The sequence below is a fragment of the Candidatus Zixiibacteriota bacterium genome (assembly GCA_014728145.1).
In the GTDB taxonomy this organism is placed as follows: Bacteria; Zixibacteria; MSB-5A5; order JAABVY01; family JAABVY01; genus WJMC01.
On sequence record WJMC01000078.1, the window covers coordinates 1 to 15,517 of the forward strand.

The window sequence follows — 15,517 nt, forward strand, 5'->3', positions numbered from 1 at the left end:
CTATCGCCTGTTCGACTTCCGAAGGTGTCGGCAAAGGCCCCCAGACATTGCTCTTTATCCCGACGATATCTTTGGGTCCGACTATCTTTTTCCACGCTTCGGACGGTTTGTCGACTTCAAACAGGCGGGAAACAGCCGAATCGATCATTTCCTTAATGACCGGGGCATTCGGCTTACCCGCAGATGTCAGAGCCTTTTCGTCACGGATCAGCACCACCCGCGAAAGCTTGGGGGATTCATCCTCAGCCAGGGCTGTAAACGGCAGTCCCATGGTGGCGGCCAGGGCAGCGCAGGAGGCTCCCTTCAGAAAATCCCTGCGTGTCAGTACGGTTTTCTTGTCATCCATAACATCCCCCTCTCTTTACTTCCTGTCTAAATTCGTCTCAACCTGGATCATTAAGTCGGCCGCCTGTTGCATAGTCTGCGCGTCGAATACGAGTATCAGGTAGAGGCCGTTCTGGCTCACGCCGACCCAGACATCATTATCGATTTCAACTATATTCTCCTCACCCTCGGTCTTGAGGAATTCCCTGCGGAAATTTACCAGCGCAGTCGCAGCGTCCTCGATAATCGGGTACCTGACACACATCAGGTAGACACCCCCGGGCAGGTATTCCGCCAGGGCGGCATCGGTATCCTCATACAGGTTGAGGATATTGTCGGGGGAAAGATAGTAATGATAATTAAGTGATGTGTGCAGATGGAAGAACTTGAGCGTGTTGGCGACCCGGTTCGACTGAGGCAGGTAGCTTACGATTTCGGGCACCTGGCCGGTTTCTTCGATCCGTCCGGATATCAAAACAGCCAGGGCGGTCATAGCTTTTTCAACTTCTGCCGATGTTTCAGTCGGGCTGAGGCTGACGAAATAGCGTCCCTTCCAGAAGCTGATGATCCCTCCGCGCAGATCGGAACCCTGACCGACCCCCAGTTCAACACCTTCGCGGGAATGCATAAAGATTCCAAAAGCATCTTCCGCCTTGCCCATATCGAAAATCTCCACCGTGATTTCCGGCATATCCGGTTTGCTGTAGCGCCTCACCCAGACCTGCCTGTAATCGTACATCCGAAACACTTCGCCGGCACCGTCAATATACGTGAAGATACCGTCACGGTCGTATTTCTCGAATTCACCGACCGCAAGCCAGGCTTTGTATTTTTCGGGAAACAGACGGCTCATGTCAGTCAGTGAATCCGTTTCCTGATGGGGTTCGGCCTCCTGCTCGGTCTTTTCTCCTCCGCAGAAAAGCAATAGTGGTAACAACACGGCAGTCACTATAAGCATCAAAGCTTTCAAATAATATTTCATGGTTTTTTTCCATTATGATTGGTTTGATTTGTATTCTCAATTGAAATTGTAAACAATCCGGCACAACTTGTCAACAAAACTATCTCTTCTGAACAGGTCAATCCACGAATTCGCGGTTCAGCTCGGCAATCACTTCATCAACATTCATGTCCTTTTCACGAATCAATTCTCGCAGGGTCCCCCAGTATGTTTCGCCACACTGGACACAGATTATTCCTTTTCTCATCAGGTAACGATTGACCTCGGGATGTTTTTCCAGAAGGTCCTCGACTGAATCATCCGCAGAAATCATCTCTCCTCCTTATATTAAACCTCATCTCCGCTGTAATATAACAAAAAACCCGCCGACTATGTGCCGACGGGTGAAATTAGCCGTAAATCAACAATCAGCAATGCATCATTTTGATGTCGTAGCATCAATGAAGTTGTATCGCTGGCAATCCCGCCTCCCGTTGAACAGGAAGCGGGATCAGATGGTATTTAAATTTATGGACACTGCGTACAATCAGGGGGTGGACCTCCAGCAAAGAGATACGCTGTATAGTATGCTGCATCGGCGACATTGAAACGTCCGGAGCAGTCAATATCGGCCGCCCTGACGGAAGTTCCGAGAGGCGCGCTGTAAAAAATCGCCTGTAACATCATAACCAGGTCACTGACATCTATCTGCGTATCAAAATTTACATCCCCGCAATCGAACCAGGCCTGCGAAACGGGGAAACATACCGCGGGGCAATCGGGATTGTGATCTGAACTGTTTACACATCCAAAATAGTTGGTCTGGATAACTCCACCCGCGGAATCGACCAGGTACCAGTCACCAGTTGGCGGAAGCCAGACATTGTCGATACAGATCTGCCCGGTCGGTTCACCCGCCGGGATCCTGATCAGCATGGTGAGACACTTCCGTGATGGTCCAGGTGTAAGGAACGCATCGGTGATTGCATACCCGCCAATCATCAGCGAATCGGGCAGGTAGGAGTCATCCATGCTGAAAGTGTTGGCGAATTCGATTGGAAAAGTTTCAGCCAGAGCTCCCTCAAATAGTACCGGCATAGATTGGTCGGTACCATAGTCGAGTTTCCAATCGATTTGACCTGAATATCCGGAAAACTCAAACCCAAGACTAAGCCCGGAAACTGTAACATCGTTTTCAATCCAGATCTCAACCATATTGACAGCGCCGATGATGAACTGATCATCGGGGTAGTTTACGTGCACCACCACGTCATTGTCTGCCACTGCCAATCCGGTCAGTAGCAGAACGCCGATTATTATGTTTATGAATTTCATGACTGTCTCCTGTTTATTAATAATCTGTTATCTAAAACGGTTCGCAGGGTGCCGGGCCGTTCCCGAATGAATAGTTGATCAAGTAGATCGCATCACTTACGTCCACCGTACCATCCAGGTTGACATCGCCGCAAATATAATTAGAAACTCGCAGGAGACATGAAGCCTGCGCGGTGATGGTCGGGTTGGACTGCGATATCATGTTTGCGGTTACACTGTTTTCGGTGCCGTCACCCTGGCCATCGGGCACTATCACAGCGACATTGACAATGGTGTCCGCGCCCGGTGCCATGGTCAGGTTGAGATTTGTAGGTGAAAGAAACCATCCCAGCGAATCACTGACCGTGAAAACGAAATTGTCTATCACATCACCGTTGTACTGTATTGTGTACGGCACGGTGTCGGTCGTATTGACATAGACTGTGATATTTTCCGGACAGGTGAATTCGAGCGGGGGTGGAGGTGGTTCCGTGACTATCACAGGAGTGGCACTTACCGCCGTGTCCGCTCCCAATAAATTGGAGACAATCAAAGTCGGATAATATGTCCCGGAAGTTTGATATTCATGAATTGGATTTTGTTGATCGGATGTCTGGCCGTCTCCGAAAATCCAGTGCCATGAGTTCGGGTAATTGCTGGATTGATCTGTGAAAAAGACACTCAACGGTGCTTCGCCGGAATCCGGAGTGAAAGTAAAGTCGGCTATCGGAGTAACCGGCATTGCTACCGGAAAGCAGATTGCTGGACAACTGGGACGGTATGTTTTCTGGTCTGAACAGCCGTTGAACTCAGGTGCAACCTGCGGACCACTCCAGCCGGCAAAGAAAAGCCAGTCTCCACTGCCGGGCACTACGATATTATCGATACACAGTGTCCCCTCGGATTCGGTTTCCGGAATAAAGAATTGCATCGAGTACACCCTGCGCATCGAACCGGCTTTGATTCCGAAATCTCCTGACGGGATAGAGATTCCACCAATCAATAGCGAATCCGGTAAATTGCTGTCGGTCAAATTAGAGTATGATGCCATCAAGGTATCCAGAAACGCCTCCTGGGCATCCTCGTGATCGATATTGATCGGAGCATGATTACCGTAAGATGTATTCCACTGCAGAACACCATCATAACCGGATATTTCAAATCCGAGCGACATCGCATAAAGCTTGGAATCGTTTTCGATCCAGATTTCAAGCGTGTTGTTTGACCCTATGAAAGCTGTATCATAGGGGTAATTAAGGTGAATTTCAACATTGTCCGCTGAGAACAGGGGTACTGCCGAAAACAGCAGACAAGCCACAATAACAGATAAATGCTTCATTTCTCCCTCCCAAATAATGGTAAGCGGCAAGTGAGAGTATCTATAATTTATTTTAGTACTAATCCAGAGTTGTTAAATTCAGAAATGCGTCCATCTAATGGGTATTTTAAATATAAAATACTCGACGATGCTTGTCAAGATATATCACAATTTTCAGGAGATAATGAAAGGGCTTACCGAAATCAAATACGTGAAATTATTCGCAATCACAGGGAGCCGGGCTTCCGGCCGAGAATGCGTAATTGATGATATACACCGCGTCGGAAACATCAACGGTCTCATCGCAATTAACATTGCCGGATTCCAGTGGATCCGGAGCGGGACTGCCCTGTACAAAAGCGTAATTTATGATATAGACCGCGTCAGAGACATCCACCGCCTCATCGTTGTTGGCATCACCGCAAACAAACCAGGGATCTGAGGTCAGTTCGAGCAAAAGAGGGATTGTCAGGCTGTCACTGTCGAGGTCGTTACTCGTAACAAGGAGTTCGCCTGAGTATATACCTGAGGCCATATCTGCTGTGCTGATGAACTGGCATTCGATCGTGTCGGCCGTACCCGCGGCCAGGGTGTCGACCAGTACTTCCGGCAGGAACCATTCCGGCTGGCGGTAATACAGAACCACCAGGCTGTCATGGAGATAGTCCTGGTTGAATGCGGTTGAAAGTCCCGCCGAACCATCATGATTTTCGATACCGATCGAGGAATTGGTGTGATCGAATCCGCCTGCGATGGTCTTGTAACGGTATTCGATTCTGCCATCGGCATAAAGTACTACCTGGGCTGTCACATGATCACCCGAGGCACCCATCTTGGCGGGGTAATTGTCGAACTGTACCACGGTCATGAGGCTGTCGGTAAAGATGAAAGCTCCGGCACCGGGATTGTTCGCATCCTGCAAGTCGAGATCCATCCAGAGCCAAGCCAGCAGATTGTCAGGAGCCATTGGATCAGGGAGTTCGGCATAGGAGGGAATTTCAAGGCTGTCAGGAGAAAATCCTATCAAACCGTTGGAACCGATATATAACTGGTTATAAATCTGGCCGTAGAACATGAAATCATGATCGAGTGCAAATGGACCGGCGTAGTTGTCATCGGCCAGTTGTGAAGTGATATCATCGCCCAGAAGCGAAATCTGAAGCCATGCGAACTGCGGACCATCGGGCTGATCGGAATCTATGAAGAAATATCCGAAACTGTCGGGACCATCTTCAGACAGAGATAGGTTGAAATCTCCAGATTTATCACCCACCTGGTCGAACCCGGGCGTATTGTAAGCCACATCCAGATTATAGATCAACTCACCCCCGCCCATGTTACTGACGATAAAGACGGTATCAGCAGAATCACCGGCCAGCATGGTTTTCTGATATTCAAGCGGTGTCACACTGACCTGGGGTGATTGATCGAGACGGATATCATCAACGAACCAGTCGCCCGCCGAGCCGAAACCGACTGTTCGCATTCTAAGCTGGAAGCTTCTATGGGAGGCTTCAGCTCCGAGTGTCAGGCGCATGAACTCAAATTCGGTCATGGCTGAATCGTTGCCGGAAATCACTGTCAGGCCGGACCAGTCACCATCGCTGTTGCGATATTCAACAACCAGGTCCTCATCCTCATCCGGGGCGATAAGGTTTCCACCGCGCTGGAAATAAAAACTCAAATATAACTCGGACTTGTCGGCGAGATCGATCGGACGTGAAATCAGCGTATCCGGTCCGTTGTTGATATGGATACTGTAAGGCGGATTGGGCGGATTCAATCCTTCGACGGAGGCTTCCGCGCCGTCGATAACCAGCCACCTGTCGCTTTCCAGGCTGTCTGCGGGCACCGCTTCAGTCCACGGGGTAGCCATCGCCTCACCCAGCGATATGGCATTGAGCACAATATGCACCCGCTTATCAGGATCCGTCTGGGAGAAGATGTAGACTCGCGCGCTGTCCTGAGCGAAATCTCCGGCGCCCTGGGGGACTGCAACCCGGGCTATGATGTCCTGGCTGGAATCGGGAAGCAATGTCGAGGTCGAACTGATCTGGTTGATACCGGTCTGGTCGAAAAAGATCACCGGCCATTCATAGAGAGAATCGACTAAATCAAAAGCATCGCTTTCGGTGCCTTCATTGGTGACCGTAAACAGAAATTCGGCAGTATCGGTTTCAGCGGAATACCCGGCCTGATAATACGGTTCCGCGGAAACATCATACGGGGGCGGAGCGCCCAGGTAGATATCATCTATGAACCAGTCGTCATAGTCACCCACGGTGGCATTATTGAAGATCCTGATACGAAATGCTGAATGGTAAGCGCTGTCGGGCAGGTACAGGTCAGTTTTCTCGTACTTGGTCATGTCCGCGCCGCTTCCGAGATGTAAACCGATATTGTGCCAGTCGCCTCCGGCATCCTGGTACTCGATTTCCAGGTCGTCGTTAGCCTCTGGAGAATCACCTCCGCCTGTGCGCTGGTAATAGTAAGACAAAGTCTGCGACTCGAGTCCCTTGAGGTTGATTGCCGATGAGATAATCGTATCGCCACCCGAGGGGTCACCGTCCAGATTCAAACTGTACGGCCCCGAAGCTTCTTCAAGCCCGTCGCCGTTAATCACCGCGTTATAATTGTACACCCATTTGTCGCTGTCGAGAACGGTTGTGGTAAATGAATCGGTAAATGGTATCTCCACGGCGGTTCCGCCTGAGATCGCGATCACGGAAGCGCTGTCAGAAATCTGAGGCTTGGTGAAAGAAGTCGCCACCAGCGTCATACTGTCCATATCCATGTAATTGCTGGTTGGTATCTCGACATGAATCTGGAAACTGACAGAGGAGTCTGGATCGAGATAGTCTGTTTGATTAAACGGAATGACACCGCTGGCATCCATGATCGTTGCCGGCCAGCTCGAACCCGCCAGCGTGAGGTCATATTTATCCGGGTTGATCCCGTTGTTTGTGATCATATAATTGAACATGATCGTGTCGCCCACTGCCGCGTAACGGCTCCTGACCGGCGGTACGAGAATCATATCGTAATCTATAACATAGAAACTGTATATCTCGGTCGAATCGGCAGTCTGCGAGCTGTCTGTGGCAAAGATATAGTAGCTGACCAGCGTACCGGCTGACTGAGCCGGTATATAGCCGCGATATTCAAAATCCACACCGGTCGGAAGAAGCGTGTCTGTCTGCCAGCCCAGGCCTGTATCGTAATACAACAGCAGTGAATCCTCAATCAATGGCGCGCTTCCCAGGATAATGCAGTCGACCTGGTAGTCATTGAGAGTATCTTTCATATCCGGCAGGGGATCATGGGCAATCGTGATCCCGGTCGCTTCCCTTCCGTTTAACGTCGTCACCCCGGTATTGTCCGGATCGAGCCAGTCCTTGAGACGGGTGGCCGGCGTTGTGCCATTGTCCCAGGAAAGCGAGAATTTGCCATACCAGTCCGGTTCAGTGTTACCGCAGGCGGCATATCCACCATGCAACTGCCCGATAATATGATGATTGTAGTCAAACAGGGGCGACCCGGAAGAACCACCCTCGGTGGTGCCGTCCTCCCATTCGCCTACGCGCCAGTGGTTGTCGCCGTTGCCCGAGGGCTGAAGGTAATAGCTTTCGGTCAGTTTATCGAAATCGAAAGAAATCTTTTTAATATCACCACGCGGATGATGGATGCAGACGGAGCTGTCGGAAGCGGTGTCGGCACGATTCCAGCCGGCATAGAAAACATTGTATGAGTCCGGTGGAGCCACACTTAACTCCAGAAGTGCGAAATCCGAATAGCCGGAGTTGGCCAGAAGCGTACTTCCCGACAAAGTCATCCAGGTTGGACCGTCGATATCATCACAGGAAGGGCTCTCGTAATTGAACATGAACACCCAGGTCGCTTCCCCGCCCAGGCAATGATCCGCGGTCAGGAAATAGGGGGTCAGGTCCTGGCGCACATTGTTGATCAATGCGCCTGTGCACCAGCGTGTACCGCCGGCGGTGATGATCATCGCCACCGCTCGTTTTTCCTGTTGCCAGTCGTTACCCTCGGGACAGTTGATGTTGTTGTTGCAGGGACCCGACTGCCCGAAATCGAGCGCGTTTTTGCGAACTTCACGGTCGAACACATCGCGGTAGCCGTGTACCACCCGGTTGATCGAGATGATACCCTGCCCGCGGACTGTGGCCGGTTCGTAATACTCAAGGTTACAGACTGGACCCTTGAGTAAGCCGGTAGCGAATTTGCCGTGAGATTTATTGTTTTTCGAGGTAAACGCGCCCAGCCTCATACTGCCGTCGGCATTGAACAAAAACAACTGCGCGCCTTCAGGAAGATAAAATTCATCGTAGAGTAAATTTGTCGAATGAGCCCCGGGGACCTCGATTTGCAAACGCCAAACCCTTCCGCCATCGGGAAGATCCTGCCATTCACCCGAATTTTCGAGTGTATAACTGACATCAAAGGGATAACCGAAACGGAGCGGGAGTCCCAGTTTTTGATCGGCTGAATCCTGCGCCAAAAGCGCGTCGACATCGACCGGATCCATCCGCATGGCCGGCACCTGGTTTCCGAGATTATATTTGTTGGAAGGCGGTTGAGCACTTACGGATACCTGCGCACAAAGATTCGAACTTATTATCAGCACAAGCAGGGCAAAAGCCATCAAGCTTACGACTATCTTACTGGGCATACTTTACCTCACTAAATTTCCACAATCGCAATGGCAGTAAAGCCGATATGTATCCTGATCAGGGCCTCATAATATATAACATCGGGCGGTGAGGGTCGGTTCTAAATTGCTGGACCTTTTTATTCGACCTCAACTTTGAATATATCTATTTTCTTTGAATTTGCAATCATCTATTTGCATTAAAGTCAAAAACTGTCCTGTTTTTCAAGACGGTACTGCAGAAAAACACCTCGCCAGGGGATTTTTAAGTATATTGTGATTAATACAAATGAATAAATTGAAAGGCGGATTGCAGGATGTCTGCTCCATCTCGAAGGGACCTCGAGAAGTTCATCGACAGGATGAATCAGCTCGCCCGTTCCAATAAGAGCGCCCTCGACCACTCTGAAGACCAGGTTGCCCGGCAATGCGGTCTCGATCTCGGGAACGCTACCCGTCGCCACAGAATCGACAGCGGAAGCCGCAAGGTGATCACCCGTGATATTGGCGAACATGTTCTGGCTCAGGATATTACACTGGATCAACCATACTTTCTTGAGGATCGCAACAAACGCCGGTTATATCCCCGCTGAAGAGCTTCGAGATACGCTGCCGCGGGTAGAAAGCTTAACTATTTTTCGGGGTTGTCTGCTCTTATATACAACCCCTCGAACCAGACCGACCAGGTTTGTCCGTCATCTGTCGACTGTTCGATCAGCTGATGCACCCGGTTTTCGGATTCAGGCGTTAAAGTCATGCGCGATAAAGTGATATTTCCGTCCTTGTCGGCGTAACGACCGTTGAACCGCATAGCTCCGTCGATAAATTCACCCTGGTAGTCGATTATATATCCCCGCTCCGAGACCCAGTTCTGGCGCCATAGCCCGTGCTCGAAATCATAGTAATTGATGCTTTTCCCTTTGGAGCCGAGATTGCTCTCCCAGTTTTCGACCAGCATACAGCCGTTTAAATCCTTGTAGATCAGATTAGTGCCAACCACCTGTTTACTTTTGTTGTAGACCTCCCAGTGGCCCAGCCAGAAATCGAGCTGGCGGCATTCAGGGATATATTCACAGGGTGAAGACAATCGCCTGACAGTTTCAATAATTTCGGCATAGCGTTTGTATGATCTGATAGGCTTCAGCTCCTGATCGGCCTGAATATGCTCGAGATTTGTGTAACCGGCAGTTACGGCTGAATCGAGATGGGCCAGAGCTTCAAAATGATCGCCGGACAACGCATAAGAACAGGCTATATTGTAATGGATTATATGAGAATAATAGCCGAGTTGTTGAGCCTGCTTGAAAGCCTCGAGAGCGCGCCGGTAATTGCCGAGTTGATGATTGGCCATACCCAGGCTGGCCCAGGCCTGAGTGTTGTCCGGATCATGCTTTACGATTTCCTCGAATGCCTGGACGGCTTCAGGGTAGTTCTCACCCTGCATCAATTTCATCGCCCGCTCATACGCCAGAGTTTCGACTTGATCCTGCGCATACGCCGAGGACAGCATCACAAGCGATGCAATACATAGAGTTAGAATAATTCTTCTGATCGCATCCATACAAATCCTTTATCTTTAATATACTGATCAATACGGGACAATACAGGTTGTGTTTCAGACTTGAATATACAAAATTGTGAGCAGGACATCATAATAATTTCTGATTGCATCCTATTTTAAACTTTGATATAATGATTTTATGCCGTTCTGGACAGGATTCTGGTTAATAGTTCCACCATTGGTTTTAATCACGATTGAATTGATTGCCTTTTTCAGGTGGAAGGATGATGAGCTCTGATGGATCCGGTACTGATTGGATTTCTGGGTTATCTGTTTATTGTGCTCGTGGTCGGTTTCACCACCGCGCGGCTGAATAAAACCCTTCCCGATTACCTGATCGCCGGTCGCAGGCTGGGCTCATGGGTGGTCGCTTTTTCGGAGCGATCCTCGGGCGAATCGGCCTGGTTGCTTTTGGGGCTACCGGCCTTTGCGTGGCTGGCAGGATATTCCGCTATCTGGGACGCGATCGGCTGTTGTAGCGGAATCCTGTTTTCATGGCTGGTGATCGCCCGTCGCCTGAGAAGTGAATCGGAAAAATACGATGCCATCACCCTGCCCCGATTCTTCGAAGCCAAACTGGGTGACAGGACCCAGATGCTGAAATTGACGGCAACTTTGATTATCGTTTTTTTCTTCACCCTCTATGTTGCCGCCCAGCTATTGGGGGCCGGCAAGGTCTTGAATTACTTCCTGGATGTCAACGAGTTCTACGGCATGCTTATCGGGGGCGGAATCATATTGTTTTACACCATGATGGGTGGTTTTTTCGCGGTTGCCTGGACCGATATGTTCCAGGGTATCCTGATGATAGTCACTCTGGTTGTACTTCCCCTTCTGGGGCTGATCTCGCTCGGATTTTTCGAACCGCTCAATCATACAATCGCGCAATCTTCGGCGGGATACATGGTAACCCTGCCGGGTGGGAATTCCGTCAGTATATGGCACCTCGGTCTAGCCAAATTAGGTACTATCCTGTCTGCCACCGGCAATCCCCACCTGTATCTGTATTCTTTGGGCGAGTTCGCTCGTCCGGAGGTTGTGGAGGGGATGAATTCGGCGATGAAATCCAGCGGGCAGGATTTCCTGTCGGTGGTGGCTAACCGTTCGGGCTGGCCGATGTGGGCCGGCATTCTGGGCGGTCTCGGTATCGGGTTGGGCTATATGGGTCAGCCTCACCTTTTGACCCGTTTTATGTCGATTAAAAGCACCGGCAAACTTCGCCAGGGTTCACTGGTGGCGATAATCTGGGCGCTTCTGGCATTCTGGGGCGCGGTTTTGATCGGAGTGGTGGCGATCGGAATAATCCGCAACAACGATATCCCTTTCGATCAGCTCAGCGTGCTTCTCAATGATCCCGAAAAGGTCATGCCGTTTATGGCCTCATTTCTTTTGCCACCATGGCTGGCGGGTATTCTCATTTCAGGCGCTATCGCGGCTATGATGTCGACCGCTGACAGCCAGCTTCTGGTCTCCACCTCGGCTATCTCCGAAGATGTTTACCACCAGATGCTCAATAAAAAAGCTCCCCAGAAAACGCTGGTGAGAATCTCCCGTGTGGCTACTTTCCTGATCGGGGTGATCGCGTTTATCCTGGCAATTACCGCCCGTGATTTGGTCTATGATCTCGTGCTCTACGCCTGGGCCGGCCTGGGAGCGGCTTTCGGGCCAGGTTTGCTTCTGACCCTGTGGTGGAAACGCACTTCCGCATGGGGTGTCTGGGCCGGAATGGTGGTCGGTACGGCCACGGTTGTAATCTGGAAAAATGTTCCGGCTCTGGACGCTGTGATCTACGAAATCATTCCCGGATTCGTGCTGGCGTTTATTACGGTAGTTGTAGTCAGTTTAGTCACCCGGCCGGTTAAAAGGATTTACTCATGAATAAGTTTTCCCCGATAACTTCGCGACTGATAGTCTTGTCGATAATTCTGTTTTCATTTACAGCGTCATTGGCAAATGCCGAAAAGACATCGGTCGAGCCTGCCGACAGCTGGGTATATAATTCTCTGAACCTGATTTATCACTATCATCCGCCCGAACATTTTGTCAACCAGCGCCCGCTCTGGCGCGGGGATATTATCGCTTACCTCGACCGGAACGAGACATCACCTCATCCGGTCAGCACCTGGGAAAGACAGAGGATCCTGTCAGAATACGCGACTTTGCCTGAACTCTCCGGCGACACTCAGAGAAATTCCACAGCCTGGCTCAAGCTTTCGCCGTATTCGATGAACCGTTTCGAGGATCATGATAAACCGCTCTTTCGTCTCGGTTTTGTGGGCGAAGGGGTATATCGCTATGGTGACAACCTGTTCTTGCAGATGAGGGGACGCTTCGGCAATCGTACTTATCTCGACAGCTTCGCGAAAGTACGCAAATGGGGCGAGGATGGCGGAGGATATTTCGACCACGGCCTGCTGGGTTTAAGATACAAAAGCCTGCGTTTCACTTTCGGGCGGACGTTCAGGACCTACGGGCCCTACGATAAGGACCGCCTCCTGGTATCGGCCAATTCGCCCGCCTTTGACCAGGCCTCACTCGAGTTTCGCCACGACTGGTTTCGTTTCCATTTCTGGACTGCCCAGCTCGATCATTTCACCGATCCTGAAGATTCGCTCTGGATCAACCGCTTCTACTCCTCCCATCGACTGACTCTCAAACCCCATCGCAGGCTGGAGATCGGTATCTCCGAGAGCATCCTCTACGGCCGCAAGGGAGGAAGTTTTGACTTTCAATATATTAACCCGTTTCTGTTTTTTTATGGCGAACAGTTCAACACCCGAAATGATGAAAATATCTATTTCGGTTTGGATTTAACCTGGTTTGCTCATCCGGGCTTGATACTATTCGGCGAGCTTTTGTTCGATGATTTCCAGATCGATTTCGTCACTGAACCCCATCAGATCGGTTTTAATCTCGGAATTTCCGAACTCGGCCTGCTTCTGTCAGACCGTCTGCAACTGGTTATGGATTATACCCATATCCGCAATACCGTTTACGGCCAGAACAAGTTTTACAACGTATACGCCCACCACGGTGTCGTGATCGGATCTTCACTGGGGACCGATGCCGATCGCCTGCGGGCTACCGCGATTGCCCATCTCAACCCCAGCCTGCGGATTTCTCTGGCCGGCGAATACTCCCGAAAGGGGGAGGGACGCTATGATGATCCGCAGGAGCATGGAGTAGAAAAAGGAGAGAAATTCCCCTCCGGCCGGGTCGAGACTACTCGAATCGCATTTTTGAAACTGGAATTGAATCGCCAATCAGTTCTGCAGGCGGAACTTACAGCCGGTTATCGGGATATCCGAAACTGGAAAAACTACAATATCGACCGTGACACTTATTTTATTAATCTCAACCTTCGCTACAGCTTTCGCTTTGGGATTATACTGTAAATCCTGAATGTTCCGCTTATGATAGACAAGGTGCTGATTTACAATAGTTTATTATTTTCGCAAAATCACTTGACAAGCTATAATAGATTCATAAATTTGTTATAGACGCACAACTCCAAGTGGTCACTATGGAGTTTGAAATAACTCTTTTATGAGAAAGCTGCCTTGTTTCAGCCTTTAGTGAATGCACACCTTAGTGAGAGACGGCTTTTGAAATGATAAGCATACAGAATTTGGGGGGTCAGTTTCAGGATTCTCGAATTGTCCCCAAAATTGTGCTTCCGGGAGGCGAGATGAAGATTACCGAAGTCCGGGTCACCCTGCGCAACGAAAGGAAGCTCCGGGCCTTCGCGAATATCACTTTTAACAATTCATTCGTTGTACGCGGGTTGAAAGTGATCAGGGGTTCGGAGGGGTACTTCATTTCAATGCCCTCGAGGAAGCGCGCGGACGGCTCTCACCAGGATATTGCCCATCCGATTAATGCCGATATGCGTAAATATATAGAGCAATCGGTTCTGGATGAATATTGCCGGATCTCAGGCGAGGTCCTGGAAGAAGCGGTTACGGCCGGCCAGGATCAACAACTCTGAGAGCAGACAAACTTCTGATTGGGATGTCGTCCAATGGCAGGACATCGGGTTTTGGTCCCGACAATTCAGGTTCGAATCCTGGCATCCCAGTTTTTTTATTTTTTGTACTACAAAATTCATGCTTTCTCCACAGAGTTAAACCTGATGTAACCTGATGCAATCATTTCATGAGACTTACTTTTAGTAATTTTCTTCAGTTTGCTACTGGAAAGTTTTACTCGGCCGAAAGAAAGAATCCGATTTTTCACGACTTGCGTAGTATCATATTTAATATTCTTGGCGAAATTTGTCTGGTCCGGAATTCACTGGAAGCGTTTAAAAACAGATTAAAATCAGAGGGGTGCAAAATTGACGAGATCGGCCCGGGATGGAGATTAAATATTGCATACACGCCTGGCTTCGTTATGCTCGTGTTGCTTTATATGCAAGCGGATATCGTCCGGGGCGCGAACGCGAACATGAACGGACCATCGATTCCCTCATGTACACCACGACATCGATCTCCGAAGACACAATCAAACTGCTTCATAAAATCAGAAAAATGCGCCATGCTGCAACATACGATTCGGTCGACATGATTTCCGATGCTGAGAGCAATGCGGCCATGAAAGTTGCGGTAGAGCTTGGAAAACATGTCATGACCTGGCTAAAATCTAATCATCCCGAACACCTGAAGTGAATTGATCGCTTTCAGTCAACACAGATGTAATTTAAAAAAATAAGGTTTAGACGAGGTATTTTGAAGGAATGTCGAAATTAAATCCAGACATTCAAGCAGTATTTGCTGCATTTGGACAAACGGCATACTCCGTTCAGATTTTTGAAGCAGATTTAATAACATTGTTAATTGTACTTAGGCAAATGGCAAGATTAGCCAAAAATGTGAAGGACACTCCAGAGTTATTCCTAAAGAAAGAGCCCATTGAGAAATTTTGGAGGGAAGAGGGAAATCGGATACAGAATCAACTTGAAAAATGTACCCTTGGACAGCTTCTGAAAAATGCGTTTACACAATCCAAAGAAACTCTCAATGAGTTAAATGAGGATCAAACTTTGCCAAGTGCTTTTAAGGATATAAATAAACAATTGGACAGATTACCTTTTGAGGATTGGCTGGATGCACTTGCAAGCCGAAATTATCTTTTTCATCGATTTTGGTATGATGCAGATGACCAGTTAGGAACCAAAGAGGGATGTTATAAGTTAAAAAAACATCTTTTAAATTATAATGATCAATTCGAAAATCATGTTGATGATGTACGGAAAACGTTGAAGACACTTATGGATATCATGGGATGTAAACGATAACCAATTAACCGGGAGTAAATTTGATAATCCGCCTGACTCAAAAACTCGCGAAGAAGATCAAAGTCGCACCTGCCACAGCTTTTCCATTTCATAAG

13 protein-coding genes and 1 tRNA gene are annotated in these 15,517 nt (G+C 49.2%); 7 read left to right on the forward strand and 7 right to left on the reverse strand.

Going from position 1 to position 15,517, the window contains the following annotated elements; all coding sequences use genetic code 11:
* From GF404_05025 to GF404_05050, 6 genes are all read right to left on the reverse strand, one after another.
* Positions 1-346 (reverse strand): twin-arginine translocation signal domain-containing protein (locus tag GF404_05025; protein ID MBD3381543.1); only part of this gene is annotated, 346 nt, incomplete at its 3' end.
* 15 nt (positions 347-361) lie between these two features.
* A complete protein-coding gene (locus tag GF404_05030) occupies positions 362-1,306 on the reverse strand; it encodes a hypothetical protein (protein MBD3381544.1) in 945 nt (314 codons plus the stop codon).
* A 97-nt stretch (positions 1,307-1,403) separates the two neighbouring features.
* The gene (locus GF404_05035) at positions 1,404-1,598 is read right to left on the reverse strand and encodes a DUF1858 domain-containing protein (protein MBD3381545.1); all 195 of its coding nucleotides are present in this window, start codon (positions 1,596-1,598) and stop codon (positions 1,404-1,406) included.
* Between the two features lie 194 nt (positions 1,599-1,792).
* Entirely contained in the window at positions 1,793-2,599 is an 807-nt protein-coding gene (locus GF404_05040; GenBank protein ID MBD3381546.1) for a hypothetical protein, read from the reverse strand.
* A 31-nt stretch (positions 2,600-2,630) separates the two neighbouring features.
* A complete protein-coding gene (locus GF404_05045) occupies positions 2,631-3,917 on the reverse strand; it encodes a PKD domain-containing protein (protein MBD3381547.1) in 1,287 nt (428 codons plus the stop codon).
* 196 nt (positions 3,918-4,113) lie between these two features.
* Positions 4,114-8,586 (reverse strand): hypothetical protein, encoded by a 4,473-nt coding sequence (locus GF404_05050; protein ID MBD3381548.1) that lies wholly within the window; start codon positions 8,584-8,586, stop codon positions 4,114-4,116.
* 296 nt (positions 8,587-8,882) lie between these two features.
* On the opposite strand from GF404_05050, the gene GF404_05055 reads away from it, so the two are divergent.
* Positions 8,883-9,158 (forward strand): hypothetical protein, encoded by a 276-nt coding sequence (locus tag GF404_05055; GenBank protein MBD3381549.1) that lies wholly within the window; start codon positions 8,883-8,885, stop codon positions 9,156-9,158.
* Positions 9,159-9,196: 38 nt separating this feature from the next.
* Here GF404_05055 and GF404_05060 read toward each other — a convergent pair whose 3' ends face one another.
* Positions 9,197-10,126 carry a tetratricopeptide repeat protein gene (locus GF404_05060; GenBank protein MBD3381550.1) on the reverse strand — a complete coding sequence of 310 codons (930 nt, stop codon included), beginning with the start codon at positions 10,124-10,126 and terminating at the stop codon, positions 9,197-9,199.
* Between the two features lie 237 nt (positions 10,127-10,363).
* Between GF404_05060 and GF404_05065 the strand changes: the two genes are divergently transcribed.
* The 6 genes from GF404_05065 to GF404_05090 all read left to right on the forward strand — a co-directional run bounded on the left by GF404_05065 (position 10,364) and on the right by GF404_05090 (position 15,422).
* Positions 10,364-12,004, forward strand: coding sequence for a sodium/solute symporter (locus GF404_05065; GenBank protein MBD3381551.1), 1,641 nt, complete (start codon positions 10,364-10,366; stop codon positions 12,002-12,004).
* Positions 12,001-13,521 carry a hypothetical protein gene (locus GF404_05070; protein MBD3381552.1) on the forward strand — a complete coding sequence of 507 codons (1,521 nt, stop codon included), beginning with the start codon at positions 12,001-12,003 and terminating at the stop codon, positions 13,519-13,521. The genes GF404_05065 and GF404_05070 overlap by 4 nt, the downstream gene beginning before the upstream one ends.
* A gap of 293 nt (positions 13,522-13,814) precedes the next feature.
* Positions 13,815-14,114, forward strand: a complete 300-nt coding sequence (locus GF404_05075; protein ID MBD3381553.1) for a septation protein SpoVG — start codon at positions 13,815-13,817, stop codon at positions 14,112-14,114.
* A 19-nt stretch (positions 14,115-14,133) separates the two neighbouring features.
* A tRNA-Gln gene (locus GF404_05080) sits at positions 14,134-14,204 on the forward strand.
* Between the two features lie 277 nt (positions 14,205-14,481).
* Positions 14,482-14,793: a hypothetical protein gene (locus GF404_05085; protein ID MBD3381554.1), complete on the forward strand. Its 312-nt coding sequence runs from the start codon at positions 14,482-14,484 to the stop codon at positions 14,791-14,793.
* Between the two features lie 68 nt (positions 14,794-14,861).
* Positions 14,862-15,422, forward strand: coding sequence for a hypothetical protein (locus GF404_05090; GenBank protein MBD3381555.1), 561 nt, complete (start codon positions 14,862-14,864; stop codon positions 15,420-15,422).
* The last annotated feature ends 95 nt before the right edge of the window (positions 15,423-15,517 follow it).